Raw genomic sequence first — 17,036 nt, forward strand, 5'->3', positions numbered from 1 at the left:
CGAACAAAATTCAACCGAGAGAGATAGACTGACTCTACTCTTGATTAAAGAACAAAACCAAACTGCCGCCTTTGAGTGCGCTGCCGTAGTTGATCGTCAGACCTAGTCCGACATTGTCAATCCAATCGGATTTGAATGGCGGTGTCATCAACCAGCCGACGCTTGCTTCATAATAGTATGAAGTATTCATCGGTTTACTGGTATCGCCACCGACATCTACTCGATTAAAGCTTGTATAAACAGACTGAACCGTGCGACCCACCTTAGTAAAATCATAGAAAAGCTTTACGCCATTGACCCAGTACCAGCCCTCAGGGTTACCCACATCGCCATTATTACCTTCGCCCCAGCCGGCACCGTAAAAATAATGCGGCGAAGACCAAACGTACCATTTCCCCCACTTTTCATTTTCTAAGTATTTGAGCTCTGCATTAACTTCACCAACCAATGCCCACGCATCGGTATTGAGGTAAATTCCCTCTAGATAGGGCTTCAAGTTATCGAGAGCATCGCTACGGTAATCATAGTCGTTGCGATAATACATAAAATGGGCACCTGCTGCGGTGCTTAGCGTGAGGTGTTCAGAGAGAGTGTCTTGACGTTGGAGTTCATTGTACGCGCCTAGAATCAATTCTTTGTTTCGGTCAGGTCTTTTATCATCGTTTACCGTGACATCTTGATCAATACTGAGTGCGTACAACCTGCCTTTTAAGTTGTATCGAGCCTTCGTTTGTTCGTTGTCAGTCAGTGAAAGGTGATAAGGTAGCGTCGAAATTGCGACCTGTTTTCTCAAATCAATCGAATCTTGGGTACCAATATCCTCATTGTCGATATTTAGGTATTTGTTTGGGTCAAAATCGTGAAATCCTAACGTAAACACATCACTATCGGATAAGACGATGCCAATTGCGAAATTACGCTCAAACTCTTTTTGTAAGGTTTGCTGTACTTGCGCTGAATTTGCAAAAGTAACAGTCGAAATAAGTGACAATGTCACTAGCGTGTATCTCATTCTATCGTATTGATTTAACTTGCATTTACTACAGTATACGTATTGCGACCTAGCGACTTTGATGTGTAAAGTGCTCTATCTGCAGTCGCATATAATTCAGCGACATTATCCTTACCTGTTGGCTGAAATGCAAACACGCCCTGTGACACTGTCACTCTATTTGCAACGCTAGAGTATGCATGTGGGTAATCTAAGAAGTACATCGCTTCTTGGATTCGCTCCGCCTCTCTTTCTGCGGTCTGGGCGTCTGTACTGTTCAGTAAAATGACAAACTCTTCACCGCCGTAACGACCTACATATTCTCCTGAACGGCAGAATGTCGCTTTGAGTTGGTTTGCGATTGCTTGTAAGCATCGATCCCCTTCTATATGACCGTAGTTGTCATTAAATGGCTTAAAGAAGTCTACATCGAGAAGAATTAACGCCATCGGCATATGATGGCGACCATGCCACGCGATCATGGTTTCAAGTTTATGATCGATATAGCGTCGATTATACAGCTTTGTTAAACCATCTTCGTTCGCCTGTTGCTGCAGACGCGAATTCATTTCTTCAAGTTGCGCGGTTGCTTGCTTCAATTCACGACGCATGTGGGCAATACGCTGCATTGCCATTAGTTTAGAATTGAGCACCAATTTGTCGACCGGCTTTATCAAATAGTCATCACCGCCCGCCTCTATCGCTTTCGCGATCATTTCTGGCTCTTCATGGCTACTTAAGAAGATAATAGGAATCCAATCCGGGAAGGTTTCTCTGATATGAAGCGATACTTCGAAGCCATTCATGTCGGGCATCGCAATGTCGAGCAATACGAGCTCTGGGTCGAAGCTTTCATAGGTATTGAGTGCTTCCAGCCCGCTTCCAACGGCTTTAACTATATGACCTTGTTGTTTTAATCGGATAGCCAACTGCATTCGGTCTAGTTGAACATCATCAACTAACAGAATGCGCATCGATGTCCCTGTCGGTTGCATAGCGCGTTCCATTCTTTTATCAGTCTTTATTAAACATATATCATACTCACAGACTTGTTGCATTACGCTACAAATTTAGTGCTATATTTTTTTGTTGAACGGTCACGTAATCAAATAGTTCTTATGGTAGCTATTTGATGCATTTGGTATTAATATTCCCGCCTTTTGTAACGAGAGCCACTGTAATCTGGTTACACTATGCACTAAAAGTAATGTGCGCACTTATGTACTAACAGGACTTACCATGTCAGAAGCAACTAACAACGAAAGTAAAAAAATCGATCTAGAAACTATTTCTCCAGAACTGCGCAAAGTTATCGAGTTTGACGAAGTTCCTGAGCAAATGTTCGAGATGGTTACCTCTATCCATGAAGTGTCTGAAGAAGCTGTTCGTGCATCTTGGGATGAAATGCCAGCGAGTGCACAAAACATTCTGGACAACTTCGAGCAATTCCACGCTCTAGTATCTGTTGGTCAAGCTTTTGCTGGCCTAAATGTAATGGAAGAATTCCCGACACTAAATCTGCCAGAAAACATGACAGATGAAGACAAAGAAGACTACCGTGCTCAACTGCTAGACAATGTTCTACACAACTGCGTGAAAGACATGGTTAAGCAACTTAAGAAAGCACGTCGCGATCCTCTTCTTAAACGTGAATTCAAAGAAGTATTCGTGAAGTAATTCCGAAACTCTTCAAAATAAAGGCCGCATCTGCGGCCTTTTGTGTATTTGAGGTTCTGGTAATCAGTGATGAGCTAACGCAATATCTCGTTGTGTAACACTTACGCCTTTTATCTGAGCGTAGACGGCATCGCCGACTTTTAGGTTCAAATCGTCCAATGCCCATGGCGTAATCGTTGCCCACAAATGGCACTCTTCATCTAGTTTGAGCGAAACGGTAATACTTTGCTTGTCTTCACCTGTATTCAGCTCTTCTATGGAAGCGACTGTTGCTGCCAAGACGTTACGAATAGAGGTGCCAACAGGCTTCTCTAACGCAATAGAAACATCGTTAGCACGTACTTGAAGACGAATTGACGTATCTGGCTCGCCATCGACTTTTTGCACCCACAGACAAGCTCCTGGTGCGAGCTTCACACACGTCAACGCGTATTTCTCGTGATGAGTCGCGATCTTTCCTTCAAACAAGCTACTGTGGTCCGAGAATGACTGCCAAGGGCGCATGGCATGAGATGCCCACACATCTTCTAACTTGCCAGACGTCATGATTCGCCCCTTGTCTAGAATCGACAGGTGCTGCGCTAAACGTAAGATTTCTTGCAAGCTATGCGTAACGTATACGATTGGAATATTGACTTGCTCAGACAGCTCTTCCAAAAATGGCATTACTTCACGCTTACGCGGCATATCTAGAGACGCCAAAGGTTCATCCATCAAAAGTAGATTAGGATTGGAAAGAAGCGCTCTTGCAATAGCGACACGTTGCTTTTCACCACCGGATAAAGAGATTGGAAAGCGTTTCAGTAGCGGCTTAATAGCTAGCAGTTCTGTCACCTTATCAAAATAATCTTCATCTTTTTCCACGACACCGTAGAGTAAATTGCCTTTCACTGAGTAATGCGGGAATAAACGCGAGTCTTGGAAGACATAACCGATTCTGCGTTTATGCGTGGGTAAATTAATGCCAACATCGCTATCGAAAAGAACATGTTCCCCAATGGACACTTTGCCTTGTTGGGGTGTGACCAATCCGCTAATCACATTGATTAACGTTGTTTTTCCTGCTCCTGAGCGACCAAATAAGGCACTTATTCCGTTACCCGGTAACGTCAGATCAATGTCAAAGTCAGTTTCGCCAAGTAATTGTTTAAATTGAATTTTGATACTCATCGCTTAGCTCCCAAACGTGAAGCCGCTTTACGATTTAACCATTCAGAGATCATTAAGGTCGACAGTGCTAAAGCAATGGAAATAACGCACAAACGAGCAGCTTCTATCTCTGCTCCTGGCGTTTCTATGAAGTTGTACATCGCCAAAGGAATGGTTTGGGTTTCGCCTGGTATGTTAGAAACAAAGCTGATTGTGGCACCAAATTCACCAAGGCTACGGGCAAAAGACAACATCGTTCCGGTAATAATTCCGGGAATGGTTAAAGGCAATGTGATCGTAAAAAACACCTTCAAAGGTGATGCGCCTAACGTCGATGCGGCATGCTCAAGTTTTGGGTCAACATTATCTAAACTCAGACGGACGGAACGCACCATCAAAGGTAGAGCTACAACAACACAAGCAACCACTGCTCCCTTCCAGTTGAAGCTGAATACCAAACCAAAATGTTCATATAGCCAATTCCCCAAAAAGCCTTGGCGACCAAGCGAGATCAGCAATAGATAACCTATTACCACTGGCGGTAAAACCAATGGCAGATGGATCAAGCTGTCTAGAATAGACTTACCGATAAACTCTTTTCGTGAAAGTAACCAAGCAAAAGCAATTCCCAAAGGAATCAACCACAGGACAGCATATGCTCCAACTTTAAGGCTCAGTATTAAGGCTTGGTATTCAAGTTCTGTCACTCTGTGCCCTTTTTATTGAAAACCGTACTGTGCAAACACTTTTTTAGCATCGTCCGATTTCAAATACTCGAAAAATTGCTCGGATTGCGTAGAGTCTTTAACAATCGCTGCTGGGTAAATGATGTCCGCGTGAGTGTCATTTGCAAACTCGCCCACCACTTTTACTTTATCTGTTAAAAGTGCGTCCGTCTTATACACCACGCCCAATGGGGCTTCGCCACGTTCAACGAGCGCTAAAGCTAAACGAACGTTCTTTGCAGGTGCAATTTGGCGTTCTAGTTTCTTCCAAACACCAAGGTTGGTGAGCGATTCTTTCGCGTACATACCAGCAGGAACAGATACAGGGTTACCTAAAGCGAGACGATTACCTTCTAATGCTTGGTTCCATGCATTTGCATCTGAAAAATCAAAAGGCTCGATTGTTGAGGCTTTTGGTGCAATCAAAACTAGGCTATTTCGCACTAAATTAGTGACACTGTCATTTTTTACTGCTTTTGATTTTACTAAGTAATCCATCCACTTAGTGTTTGCCGAGATAAAAATATCTGCAGGTGCGCCGTTTAAAATCTGGCGAGCGATAGACGAAGACCCCCCATAAACAGGCGTGACCGTTACGTCATACTTTGTCTCGAATTGTTGTGCAATATCGTTGACCGCGTTGGTCATTGACGAAGCTGCGTAGACTTTTAATTCAGTTGCTGCGTTTGCTGCTGATGAAACGCTCAATATTGCCACTAGGCAAGCATGTATTTTCCATGCTTTCATAAAAACACTCCGGTTCTAGGCAGGCAGAAGTTGAAACTGTGGAGCTATCTGTCCACTTTTATTTGTGCTTCAAACAGTTAAAAACTGGTTTTATTTGAACAGAAAGTCAAGATTCATATGTTGTTCTATCGCATCCGCAATGCGATTAATGCCCTGTTCTTTTAACTCTTCAAAGTCTTGTTGTTTTATTTGAGTGCCGTTTACCCACTCTGAAACCAAGCTCAACACATCTGCCTCATCGAAGAACCCGTGTAGGTAAGTTCCCATAATTTGGCCACATTCACTCAGCGATCCTTCTGCCTCCCCTGAATTTAACTTGAGAGGTTGAGCGCTCTTAACTTCAGTTCGACCAACGTGAATCTCATAGCCTTTCACGTCTGCTGTCTTACCGTTTAGGCAAAGCTGCGCTTGTGTATGCGTTAACTGTTTACTGTCGGTTAGAGTTGTAGTGATGTCTAACAAACCAAGACCTTCACTACAACCAGGCTGACCCTCTACGCCATTTGGGTCGTCAATTACGTTGCCAAGCATCTGGTAACCACCACAAATGCCAATGACTTTGCCACCCAGACGGATGTGACGTTGAATATCTTTATCCCAGCCTTGGCTACGTAGATAATCCAAATCGTCTCGAACTGACTTAGTACCCGGCAAGATCACGAGGTCGGCTTTGTCGATCTTTTCGCCCTTGCCAACGTAGCGAAGGTTAATGTCTGGATTAAGACGCAACACATCAAAATCGGTGTGATTACTAATGCGGGTTAATACTGGTACCACAACATTGAGTTTCACTTGTGAAGACAGCTCTTGCTGTGCCGTAATGGCATCTTCTGCTTCGAGGTTTAGCCCGTGAAGATACGGCAATACACCCAGTACAGGCTTGCCCGTTTTCTCTTCTAACCAATCAAGACCAGATTCAAGTAAGCTGATGTCGCCACGGAAGCGATTAATCACAAAGCCTTTGACGCGATCTTGTTCAGATTTGGATAGTAACGCTAGCGTCCCATACAGATGGGCAAACACACCACCACGGTCGATATCCGCGATAATAATAACGGGTACGTCGGCTTCTTCTGCAAAGCCCATGTTGGCGATGTCATTTTCTCTTAAGTTAATCTCTGCCGGACTGCCTGCTCCTTCAATCATGACGGATTGGTATTCATCCACCAGTTTTGAAAATGAGTCCAATACGGTTCCCATTGCCACTTTTTTGTAATCATGAAATCCGACAGCATCCATGTTCGACAAAGCTTTACCTTGTAAGATGATCTGTGCACCTGTATCGCTGTTCGGTTTGATTAGCACTGGGTTCATGTGAACGGTTGGTTCGACATTACACGCTTGCGCTTGCACTGCTTGAGCACGCCCAATCTCCCCACCATCTTTGGTTACTGCACTATTTAAAGCCATGTTCTGTGGCTTGAATGGGGCAACCTTTATCCCTCTACGGGCTAGTACACGGCATAAACCTGCCACAAGGACGCTTTTTCCGGCATCAGAAGTCGTGCCTTGTACCATTAATGAAGGGATTGGTGATTTCATGAACGTTTAATAAGAGAAAAAAGAAGGTGAACAATCATAACGTTATCTCAGTATCGGACTCAAGAAAATGAATCGAATATGAATGTTCGAATCAGTAATGGTTCAAATACGGTTTGTTTTAATAGCACCATCAAAAACGAACACCTATATAGAGAAACCAAATTATGAAAAATACTGTAATCGCTACTATCGCTGCACTTGCTATCGCTCCTACTGTTGCAATGGCTAAAGACCACAACCACGGTCAATCAAGCATCCAATTTAATGGACCTGTAACGGTAGAAAAGGTAGATGCGTTGATCAAAGAATCAAGCATGTTTACAGAGAAAGACGTTGTCGTAGAAGGCAATCTACTACGTCAAACTCGTGCTGACCAATTTATCTTCAGCGATGGCTCTGGCGAAATCATGGTTGAATTGGATGATGATATTCGACTAACAACTCCTATTGACCAAACGACAAAAGTACGTCTATTCGGTGAGTTTGAAGGCGGAAGCAAACCGGAAATCGAAGTCGAACATTTAGTTGTGATGTAGTTCTGCCCGTTCAACGCCAATTTGGGCAATAAAACATTGATCATGCGCACTTTGTCCTAGTGCATAGGGTGACGGGAAACACCTATAATGATATTTTGTAAATCTTGGTCTGCATTTTGCAGACCTTTTTTTCGTTCGTATTATTTTTTGCCGGAGACACCCATGCTAGGTAAAGCTCTAAAGGTAGCAACCTTTGGTTTGTGCGCTGTTTTGCCACTTGCCGCACACGCTAACAATTTCAATTACAACATGATGGAATTCCGCATGGGTACAAGCCCAGGCACGTTTGGCGGCGAAGTCACAACATACTTTACAGAAAACACGCATTTTATTGGACGCGCAGACAGTGAGTTCAGTGGTGACTGGGACATCGCCGGTGGTATTGGCTTTAATGGTCCGGCAGGTCAGTTTGCTGATATCTATGGTCAAATGCTGGTTCACAACATTAAAAAAGACAGTGGTGATCTTGTCGGTGACGAATGGAAGACCGAAGTGAACATCGGTACTCGCGTTTGGTTTATGCAGAACATCGAATTGCACGGTCGAATTGGCCAATTAATCGATAATGATGATTCAAAAACGATTTACAACCTTGGTGCAAGGTTCCATTCGACTCAACAGTTATCTTTAGGTGCTGATTTGAAAGATAACGGTACTTACGGTCAACAACTTGTGTTGTCAGCGCGTTTCGCTTACTAACTTCTACAGGTTAACCAAGCGAACTAAAACTCGGTTAACTTATTGAAAAAATTAAGAAAGCCTCTCAGTTGAGAGGCTTTCTTTTGTTTCAGTTTCCAAACGATGAACTACTTACCGCTTGGTTTGTTTTGAACGTATTTTTTTGATACATCCACAACAGCGACATCTCGGAAAAAGCTACGTCCTAAGAGCATCGGAAACTTCATATGTCCACGCTCTGTTAGAGTAAACTCGGTTTGCTCTTTTAGGTCGCCTACCTGGATGTAAGCAACAACAACTGGACGTTTATCAACATCTTCCGAAGAAGACTGACGTATCTTTGCCCAACGCTCTACTGGAAGTTTAAATTCTTTACTTGCTTTACCGTTGATATCGATTTTGAACTGAACCCAATCTTTACCATCACGCTCGAACGGAACCACTTCGGTTGCGCTGATAGAAGACGTTGTTGCTCCTGTATCAATGCGAGCTTTAAATGTGCGGTCAATCGCTGGTACGTAAACCCATTCTTCTGCACCAAGGACCAGCATGCCATCAGGCGTTTTTTGAACCTTAGCTGGCTTTTCTGGTTTTGGCTCCGGCTTTTTCTCAGGTTTTGTTTCCGGTTTTTGCTCCGGTTTCACCTCAGGTTTTGGCTCGATTTCAGGTTTTACGTCCGGCTTCTCTACCGGTTGCTCCACAACTGGCGTTTCTGTTTCAGGCTCAGCAGGCTCAGTGGTTGTCGGTGTAGATGTACAAGCAATAAGACCGCCGCTCATCATTAGCGGCAGAATCAGTTTCCAGTTCTTCATTAACTCTCCCAATTAACGTTGAGATACTTTTTGGATCGCGTCAGCAACGTAAGGAATATGAGTTTCGGTCAAACCAGCGATGTTAATACGACCATCACCGACACCATAAATGCCATAATCTTCACGCAGTTGCGCCATTTGGTTTTCACTAAAGCCTAGCACAGTAAACATGCCTTTGTGGCTCTCGATGAAATCAAATTGATCTGTATTATGGTTGTTTCTCAATTCGTTACACAAAGTTTGACGAAGATTCAGCAAGCGTTGCTGCATTTCGTTCAATTCTTGTTTCCAAACTGAAGTAAGGTTGGCATCTTGAAGAATGGTTTTCACCAATGCTGCACCGTGATCTGGCGGCATAGTGTAAGTTGAACGTGCTAACGTCAGAAGCTTACCTTTTGCATTCGCCACGTCTTGCGTGTTTTTACCGATCACAATCGCAGCACCAGTACGTTCACGGTACAAACCAAAGTTCTTAGAACATGAGGTTGTGATCAGCATTTCTTCTACGTTGTCAGCCATAAAGCGGAGACCTTTTGCGTCTTCCTCTAGACCGTCACCAAAGCCTTGGTAAGCAATATCCACAAATGGGGTAAAACCGTTCTTTTGCGAAAGCTCTGTAATTGATTGCCACGCAGAAAAATCAATATCTGCACCCGTTGGGTTGTGGCAACAGCCATGCAGAAGCACGACATCAGAAGGACCTGCTTTAGAGAGGTCTTCTAGCATTTTCGCTGTATCAACTTGTTTCGTTTCTGGCGAGAAGTAATGGTAGAACTTCACCTTAAGTCCAGCCGCTTCCATCACTGGCTTGTGGTTTACGTAACTTGGGTTTGAAATCCAAACCGTCGTATCTGGTTGTGCAACCTTCATTAGGTCACCCAGCATACGCAACGCACCGCTTGCACCGGGCGTTTGAATCGCTGCCACACGATCTGTTGCTGACGTACCCGTCAGAAGTAGATCGATCATGCTTTGGTTGAATTCTTCACAGCCTGCAAGCCCAACGTAGGATTTGGTCTTTTGGTTTTCGACAACCACGTCTTGTGCCATTTGAATGGCTTTCATGATTGGCGTTTCACCAGCGCTGTTTTTGTACACGCCAATACCAAGGTCAACCTTGTTTGGACGTTCATCGCCGCGATATGCGACGGAAAGAGATAAAATAGGATCTAATACGGGAGTTGGTAGATTAGAAAACATGAAAGTCATAACCCTTTGAAATTCAAGTATCGAACCTCACGGTAACACTTTCGTTAAAAATGGCGAAATGATTTTTCACACATTTCGCCAATTAGAGTACAAAATTCTGGTGCCTAGGGAATTTTATGAACTCAATCGGTCATAAAAAGAACGATTCACTCATTGAAGTTTGAATCTAGCTTGCCGTTTTTCCTAAATTCACGTGGCGTCATGCTCGACCAAGCTTTAAATCGTGTACTGAAGTTGGCGCCCGTTGGGTACCCTACTATTTCACCGATGTGCTGAATTGACCATTCTGTTGAACGCAACAAACGCGCAGCATACTCCATTCGCATCCGAGTTAGGTGTGCCATTGGGCTTCGCCCAAACTGTTGTTGGGTCAAACGATGCAAGTGGGGTTCAGAGCATGGGTACAAGGCTGCAAGTTGTTCTACCGTCCATTCTTTATGGAGTTGTCTCTGAACCAAGTCAAATACGCGGCGCAACTTTAACTGGTTGCGTGATATGGAATCTGAGTTCGGCATATTCAGCATGAGCTCTAACTGGGCAACGCTGTATGCACCGACTTCACCGCCGTAATCGATAGGTAGATTGATACTTCGCAATAGAGTCTGAATACAGAAATACATCACTTCTGGTGCTGGTGTAAGTTGATACTCAATCGCGTCATTCACCATTGACCATTCTTTTTCTTGGGAAAGAAACACCCACGCGATTTGCCACGTTTCGTCTTCCATTCCAAAGCCATTTTCGATACCTGCTGGCACGATCACTAACGATCCGGGCTCCAGTTCATAACGACAGGCTCCGCTCTCCAACCAGCCTTTGCCACGAACCGTGTACAACAACATGTGTTTCTTCTGGTTTTTTCGATAAACGGAAAAGAACTCTCGACAAGTAGCAATTCCACATTGGACGATGCCTCTTTCTTCAAGAGCAAGCACGCGAGTGTGGTCGATGAACTCTTGATAGGTCTTTTCTGAAATGGTGTAACGTTCTTGCTTCTCTTCCATGATTCGATGGCTCACAAATGCACTCACGGCAAACGTGTTCTATCAAACCACCGATAAACACTGGATAGTTTGACAAAACTTTTGGATGTCTTCGAAAAATACACCGCCAAATCATACGGATAAACTACTCGCATTGTTCTTAGAGGAGAAATGCGATGCTCTTAACACGTCAATATATAGACAAAGCATTTTGGAAAAAACTGATTGCGCTCGGCGTTCCTGTATCGCTGCAATCCATGCTGTTTTCACTGCTCGGCGCAGTGGACATTTTTATGGTGAGTCAGTTAGGTGAATCGGCAACAGCGGCGGTTGGCGTTGGTAACCGAATCTTTTTCTTTAATCTCGCCGTGGTGTTTGGATTGTGTGGTGCAGTAACGGTTTTAGCCTCTCAATATTATGGCTCTGGAAGCCTCTCTGGCATACGCAGAACACTCGCCCAATCCTGGTTTATTTCGCTGGTAGTTACTTTGCCATTCATTTGGCTGTACGTGGTTTATGACAAAGAAATCGTCTCTTTTATGGCGGACGATCCTGAGTATGTTGGTTATGCGAGAGAATACTTAGTAGTGACTGGTTTGAGTCTCCTAGGTACCGCCGTAGTCGTTCCCATTGAGTCGGTATTGAGATCCGTCGGTGAGGCGAAGATGCCAACTTACGTCAGTATTGCCGCCATCGTTGTGAATGTCTTCCTCAATGCCGTTTTGATCTTTGGCTTACTCGGATTTCCACAATGGGGGGTATTTGGGGCTGCTGTCGGTACTTTTATCTCACGCTTTTTCCAAACTGGGGTGCTGGTTTACTTCTTTTGCCGTCGGTATTCACATCTGCTCCCTACTCTTTCAGATTGGCGTGAAGGCACAGTAAAGAAGTATCGAAACAAATATTTCAAAGTTTCTATGCCAATGCTGATCCACGATGCGTTGTGGACTGGCGGCTTGATTGTCTACAGCATCATTTATGGTCAGTTGGGCGTAACAGAACTGGCGATTATCTCGTTCCTATCACCAATTGAAGGCGTATTAATTTCAACCTTTATAGGATTCGCTGTTGCCGCTTCTGTACTGTTGGGGAATGATATTGGCGCTCAGCAATATGACCGTGTAGAGAAAACCGCGTGGTGGTATGTATTAACGAGCGCGGTATTGGCAACCATTTTGTTCTTTGCCGTATGGATTTGCTCGCCTTTGATTTTGAATTTGTTAGAGATGAGCCCGCTCACAGACAAGCAAATGGCGTTGAATGTATGTTTGGTGCTCGCATTGGGCATGATACTGCGCGTGTTTAATATGGTTGGTATTGGAGGCGTATTAAAGAGTGGCGCTGATATTCGCTATAGCATCTTCATCGACACGTTTGGTCAATGGGCGATTGGTATACCGCTTACCTACTACACTGGGATGGTGTTAGGTTTACCACTGCATTGGGTGTTAATGTCTCTCCTGGTCGAAGAATTAGTAAAAGGCATTCTAACGACTCACCGAATTCAGTCTAAGCGATGGATTAATAACATGGTTGATGATGACTCTGGTGTGACAGCGTCACTATAAGGTTGTGCTATGTTTATACAAGCAAGAGCTAAGGTAACTCTTTGTTTATAAGGAATAGCTTTAAAGAACTCACACCAAAAGGGCACATTCGAAATATCCGAATGTGCCCTTTTTATATTGGCTTTTCTTGAGTTGGAACGCTTAAAGCTCAGTAAATCGATGGATAATTTGATTCGAGCTGCCTCGCCATTCTAGGTTGAGGTCTCGTTTATCTTGCTCGTATTTGCCATCGATTAATGTGTCGATGTATTGCGTCACTTCGCGCTGCGCATCGTCTAGCTCTTCAAGCGTGTAACCTGTCCAAACCCAAATATCTTTGCCTGGGCACTCTTCTCTTACGCGTTTTACAAGCTTAAGAATGTGGGGCACGTTCGCTGGATGCAAAGGATCACCACCAGACAGAGATAAACCACGGCGTTTGATGCGCGTGTCGTTTATGTCTGCAATGATTTTGTCTTCTGCTTCTTGCGTGAAAAACACACCAGAATCCAAGCGTTGCGTCGACTGGTTATAACAGCCACGGCACTGGTGTACACAGCCCGACACAAATAGCGTGCAGCGTGTACCTGGTCCGTTAACAACGTCAATTGGATAGTATTGGTGGTAGTTCATAATCGTGCCTTGTTTTGCTGGCTAGAAAAGAAAATCAACCCACGACAGGTTGATTTTCATTATTAGGTTTGAGCTTAAGTAAACCTTACAGGTGCTTAACTCGACGCTTCACTTCTTCTTGCTTGCCGAAGTTAAATGGACGTGCATCTGGGCTGCCTAGGTAGCCACAAACACGGCGTGTCACTGACACTTTGGTTGAATCGTGGTTGCCACAGCTTGGGCAAGTGAAGCCTTTACTTGTACAGTCAAACTCACCGTTGTAGCCACACTCGTAACACTCATCAATTGGCGTGTTTGTACCGTAGTAAGGTACGCGGGTGTAACTGTAGTCCCATACGTTTTCTAGTGCTTCAACGTTACGTTGCATGTTCGGGAACTCGCCGTAACAGATAAAGCCGCCGCTTGAGATTTCTGGGTAAGGCATCTCAAAGTCGATCTTGTCGTATGGGTTCACCTTCTTCTCAACATCTAGGTGGAAGCTGTTGGTGTAGTAACCTTTGTCTGTTACGCCTTCAATTACACCGAACTCTTTCGCGTCGATGCGGCAGAAACGGCTACATAGGTTTTCACTTGGCGTTGCGTATAGGCTGAAACCGTAACCAGTATCTTCTGCCCAACCGTTTACTGTGTCTTTCAGGTGCTTGATGATTGCTACTGCTTTTTCACGTAGAACAGCGTCATCATAAACGTGCGCTTCTGTACCGAATAGCGCGTTAATTGTCTCGTGTACACCGATGTAACCAAGAGAAATAGACGCACGACCGTTCTTGAAGATATCTGCGATTGAGTCGTCTGCTTTCAGGCGAACACCACACGCACCTTCCATGTAAAGGATCGGAGCAACACGTGCTTTCACGTTTTCTAGACGAGAGATACGTGTTTCTAGTGCTTTACGAGCAAGACGTAAGCGATCGTTTAGAAGCTCGTAGAATTTCTCTTCACTGCCGTTTGCACGAATAGCGATACGAGGAAGGTTCAAGCTTACTACGCCAAGGTTGTTACGACCTTCGTGGATCAGCTCGCCGTTTTCTTCGTAAGTACCAAGGAAGCTACGACAGCCCATCGGTGTTTTGAATGAACCCGTTACTTCCACTACTTTGTCGTAGTTAAGAATGTCTGGGTACATACGCTTAGACGCACACTCAAGCGCAAGTTGCTTAATGTCGTAGTTTGGATCTTCTGATTTGTGGTTCAAGCCATCTTTGATGCCGAATACAAGTTTAGGGAATACCGCTGTTTTACGGTTCTTACCTAGACCTGCAATACGGTTTTTCAGAATAGACTTCTGGATAAGGCGTGATGCCCAGCTTGTACCAAGACCAAAACCGAACGTAACGAATGGTGTTTGACCGTTCGCCGTGTGCAGCGTGTTTACTTCGTATTCTAGAGATTGGAACGCGTCGTAACACTCTTTCTCTGTGCGCGCTTTTGCGAACTCTTCTGGCTCAGCAATGTTCCACTCTTTTGCGATCTCTAGGTGTTTCTCGTAGCTTGTGATTACGTACGGTTCTAGAACTTCATCAATACGGTTGATGGTTGTACCGCCGTAAATGTGGCTCGCTACTTGAGCAATGATCTGTGCTGTTACTGCTGTTGCGGTCGAGATTGATTTAGGAGTATCAATCTCAGCGTTACCCATTTTAAAGCCGTGCGTTAGCATGCCTTTAAGATCGATAAGCATACAGTTAAACATTGGGAAGAACGGAGCGTAATCCAAATCGTGGTAGTGAATGTCACCCACTTCGTGTGCTTGAACCACATCGCGAGGAAGGATGTGTGTCTTCGCGTAGTGTTTCGCAACGATACCAGCCAACAAGTCACGTTGAGTAGGAATCACTTTGCCGTCTTTGTTCGCGTTCTCGTTGATTAGGTCTAGGTTGCTTTCTTCAATCAGACCTTCGATTTCGCGAGTTAGTGCACTTTGCTTTTCACGAGCGATGTCGCGATCGTGGCGGTATTCGATGTAAGAACGTGCTAGGGCTTTGTAAGGACCTTGCATGAGTTCATTTTCGACTAAGTCTTGAATCTCATGGATGTGAACTTCATCGTGATCCTGAAGCTGTAACTCAACTGCCAGAGCAACATTTAGTGCATAAATGGCGACATCTTTGTCTTTGTTTTCCGCTGCAGCTTCTACTGCTGCTTGTATACGATCCCTGTTGAACGGAGCTCTTGAGCCGTCACGCTTGATTACGATTGGTTTCACTTTTTCTCCTTACCCCAGCATACTCACAGAGTTATCCACAAACACACTATATGGGGTTATTTTTTATTCTGCTGACACAATATATTGTGGCGTATTTAACGAGAAGCACCAATTGAAAACATTGATTTTGATCAATAAAAAATGGGTAGCGAACAAGAACAAATCGATCTTATTGGCGTTGATCTCACTTGCGAAGAAAACTGTGAAAATTGCAAAATTGGAGCGAAATCCACTTGCTTTTTTTCGAGGTCTTATAGGATAAAGGATGGAAAGGAATGCGCTAAATTATAGGAGTGCGATAGACCAAAATGCGATCACTTTTTGTTACGGTAATATTACTTTTTAGTTCTCTTTCATTTGCTCAAAATTCCGTCAAATTAACCAGCTGGAATATTGAATGGCTATCTATAGATGGTGGAAAAGTGTCTAGAACACCACAAGATTTTGAAAAACTGACCCACTATGTGGATAAAACACAAGCCGACATTCTTGCTTTTCAAGAAGTTGAAAGTGCTGCTGCCATCCAAAAAGCTGTTGGTAATGACTTCACTATTTATTTGTCTGATCGTGCGAACGCTTCTAATCGACATCTTCAGTTCAACGATACCAATCAATACACAGGTTTCGCGGTGCGTAATGGCGTAACCGTATTAGACAAACCAGACTTTTCTATTACACGAGGCAACAGCAAGCTCCGCTTCGCCAGCTACCTTGTTTTGAATCCAAACCAAGACAACGAGACTCACCTACTCTCTGTGCATCTAAAAGCGGGTTGCAGTGGCGCATATCGCAATAACCGCGACTGTAAGATAGTGAAACAACAAGGACAGGCACTAGCTAAGTGGATAAAAGCGCGCGAAGACAACAAACAACAATATGTGGTGCTTGGCGACTTTAACCACAATTTGGGTTATCGAGGAGATTGGTTATGGGAAGTACTATCGGACAATACCGATGCTAAGTTAGTGACCAAAAATACCAAAGCGGAATGTAAAGTGCGTTCTAATCGTAATCCGAATAAAACCCACCAATTCCGCTCGGTGATAGACCACATTATTGTGAGTGGTGATTTAAAGGCGTCGTCTGGTGTTCAAACTGTTTTCAAAACACAAGATGTGCTCGACTACAAACTGAGTGATCATTGCCCGGTATCTACGACGCTCTCTTTTTAGCCACGAACCACTCTTTTAGCGGTGAATGACCCAACCAACATTGCCGCTATAAAGAGCAGAACTTGTACGTTGCCAGTAAAAAGGCTGGCAACCGCAGGACCAGGACACACTCCCAATAAGCCCCAACCAATACCAAACAGTGCTGCACCACCAACTAGCTTTTTGTCTATCGTTTTAGAAGTCGGACAGACAATCTCATCACCAAACACAGATTTGCTTCTTGGCTTTATTAATAACAGATAAGCAGGAACGAACACCGCAAGTGCTCCGCCCATAACGAAGGCTAAGCTTGGGTCCCATGAACCGGTAATATCGAGAAAGCCGATAACTTTGGCCGGCTCAGCCATGCCGGAAATCACCATACCAATACCAAAAAGCACACCAGAAAATGTAACGATGGAAATTTGCTTAATACTTTTCATTACGACA

The 17,036-nt window shown here is 44.2% G+C and carries 17 protein-coding genes; 5 read left to right on the forward strand and 12 right to left on the reverse strand.

Annotated elements, in window-relative coordinates:
- Window positions 1–34: 34 nt before the first annotated feature.
- Both ABMY42_RS04035 and ABMY42_RS04040 read right to left on the reverse strand, forming a co-directional pair.
- The gene (locus ABMY42_RS04035) at window positions 35–1,012 is read right to left on the reverse strand and encodes a Solitary outer membrane autotransporter beta-barrel domain (protein ID WP_349266012.1); all 978 of its coding nucleotides are present in this window, start codon (window positions 1,010–1,012) and stop codon (window positions 35–37) included.
- Window positions 1,013–1,026: 14 nt separating this feature from the next.
- Window positions 1,027–1,986, reverse strand: coding sequence for a diguanylate cyclase (locus ABMY42_RS04040; protein WP_005446879.1), 960 nt, complete (start codon window positions 1,984–1,986; stop codon window positions 1,027–1,029).
- A gap of 244 nt (window positions 1,987–2,230) precedes the next feature.
- Between ABMY42_RS04040 and ABMY42_RS04045 the strand changes: the two genes are divergently transcribed.
- On the forward strand, window positions 2,231–2,668 hold the full coding sequence (locus ABMY42_RS04045; RefSeq protein WP_005446880.1) for a DUF3069 domain-containing protein: 438 nt from the start codon (window positions 2,231–2,233) through the stop codon (window positions 2,666–2,668).
- A gap of 63 nt (window positions 2,669–2,731) precedes the next feature.
- Here ABMY42_RS04045 and modC read toward each other — a convergent pair whose 3' ends face one another.
- From modC to ABMY42_RS04065, 4 genes are all read right to left on the reverse strand, one after another.
- Window positions 2,732–3,838, reverse strand: coding sequence for a molybdenum ABC transporter ATP-binding protein ModC (gene modC / locus ABMY42_RS04050; RefSeq protein WP_349266013.1), 1,107 nt, complete (start codon window positions 3,836–3,838; stop codon window positions 2,732–2,734).
- Window positions 3,835–4,524 carry a molybdate ABC transporter permease subunit gene (gene modB, locus ABMY42_RS04055; RefSeq protein ID WP_009696664.1) on the reverse strand — a complete coding sequence of 230 codons (690 nt, stop codon included), beginning with the start codon at window positions 4,522–4,524 and terminating at the stop codon, window positions 3,835–3,837. Before modB ends, modC begins: the two co-directional genes overlap by 4 nt.
- Before the next feature lie 12 nt (window positions 4,525–4,536).
- A complete protein-coding gene (gene modA, locus ABMY42_RS04060; protein WP_009696663.1) occupies window positions 4,537–5,289 on the reverse strand; it encodes a molybdate ABC transporter substrate-binding protein in 753 nt (250 codons plus the stop codon).
- 90 nt (window positions 5,290–5,379) lie between these two features.
- Entirely contained in the window at window positions 5,380–6,831 is a 1,452-nt protein-coding gene (locus ABMY42_RS04065; protein WP_349266014.1) for a cobyric acid synthase, read from the reverse strand.
- A 164-nt stretch (window positions 6,832–6,995) separates the two neighbouring features.
- On the opposite strand from ABMY42_RS04065, the gene ABMY42_RS04070 reads away from it, so the two are divergent.
- Both ABMY42_RS04070 and ABMY42_RS04075 read left to right on the forward strand, forming a co-directional pair.
- Window positions 6,996–7,367 (forward strand): NirD/YgiW/YdeI family stress tolerance protein, encoded by a 372-nt coding sequence (locus ABMY42_RS04070; RefSeq protein WP_005446886.1) that lies wholly within the window; start codon window positions 6,996–6,998, stop codon window positions 7,365–7,367.
- 162 nt (window positions 7,368–7,529) lie between these two features.
- Complete coding sequence (locus ABMY42_RS04075) at window positions 7,530–8,066, forward strand: hypothetical protein (RefSeq protein WP_005446887.1); 537 nt, start codon at window positions 7,530–7,532, stop codon at window positions 8,064–8,066.
- Window positions 8,067–8,173: 107 nt separating this feature from the next.
- Here ABMY42_RS04075 and ABMY42_RS04080 read toward each other — a convergent pair whose 3' ends face one another.
- From ABMY42_RS04080 to ABMY42_RS04090, 3 genes are all read right to left on the reverse strand, one after another.
- The gene (locus tag ABMY42_RS04080; protein ID WP_349266015.1) at window positions 8,174–8,857 is read right to left on the reverse strand and encodes an ATP-dependent zinc protease; all 684 of its coding nucleotides are present in this window, start codon (window positions 8,855–8,857) and stop codon (window positions 8,174–8,176) included.
- A 12-nt stretch (window positions 8,858–8,869) separates the two neighbouring features.
- Window positions 8,870–10,057 carry an amino acid aminotransferase gene (locus tag ABMY42_RS04085; RefSeq protein WP_005446889.1) on the reverse strand — a complete coding sequence of 396 codons (1,188 nt, stop codon included), beginning with the start codon at window positions 10,055–10,057 and terminating at the stop codon, window positions 8,870–8,872.
- A gap of 155 nt (window positions 10,058–10,212) precedes the next feature.
- Window positions 10,213–11,070, reverse strand: a complete 858-nt coding sequence (locus tag ABMY42_RS04090) for an AraC family transcriptional regulator (RefSeq protein ID WP_349266102.1) — start codon at window positions 11,068–11,070, stop codon at window positions 10,213–10,215.
- A gap of 155 nt (window positions 11,071–11,225) precedes the next feature.
- On the opposite strand from ABMY42_RS04090, the gene ABMY42_RS04095 reads away from it, so the two are divergent.
- Complete coding sequence (locus tag ABMY42_RS04095) at window positions 11,226–12,617, forward strand: MATE family efflux transporter (protein WP_349266016.1); 1,392 nt, start codon at window positions 11,226–11,228, stop codon at window positions 12,615–12,617.
- Between the two features lie 141 nt (window positions 12,618–12,758).
- On the opposite strand, the gene nrdG is transcribed toward ABMY42_RS04095, so the two are convergent.
- Together nrdG and nrdD are read right to left on the reverse strand one after the other, a co-directional pair.
- On the reverse strand, window positions 12,759–13,229 hold the full coding sequence (nrdG, locus tag ABMY42_RS04100; protein WP_349266017.1) for an anaerobic ribonucleoside-triphosphate reductase-activating protein: 471 nt from the start codon (window positions 13,227–13,229) through the stop codon (window positions 12,759–12,761).
- An 85-nt stretch (window positions 13,230–13,314) separates the two neighbouring features.
- Window positions 13,315–15,435: an anaerobic ribonucleoside-triphosphate reductase gene (gene nrdD, locus ABMY42_RS04105; RefSeq protein WP_005427114.1), complete on the reverse strand. Its 2,121-nt coding sequence runs from the start codon at window positions 15,433–15,435 to the stop codon at window positions 13,315–13,317.
- 308 nt (window positions 15,436–15,743) lie between these two features.
- Here nrdD and ABMY42_RS04110 point away from each other — a divergent pair, with 308 nt between their 5' ends.
- Window positions 15,744–16,607, forward strand: a complete 864-nt coding sequence (locus ABMY42_RS04110) for an endonuclease/exonuclease/phosphatase family protein (protein ID WP_349266018.1) — start codon at window positions 15,744–15,746, stop codon at window positions 16,605–16,607.
- Here the strand turns inward: ABMY42_RS04110 and ABMY42_RS04115 are convergent.
- Entirely contained in the window at window positions 16,604–17,029 is a 426-nt protein-coding gene (locus ABMY42_RS04115) for a YeeE/YedE family protein (protein ID WP_349266019.1), read from the reverse strand. The genes ABMY42_RS04110 and ABMY42_RS04115 overlap by 4 nt on opposite strands.
- Window positions 17,030–17,036 lie beyond the last annotated feature (7 nt).

The organism is Vibrio sp. SSH13-20 (assembly GCF_040104475.1).
Classification (GTDB): Bacteria; Pseudomonadota; Gammaproteobacteria; order Enterobacterales; family Vibrionaceae; genus Vibrio; species Vibrio harveyi.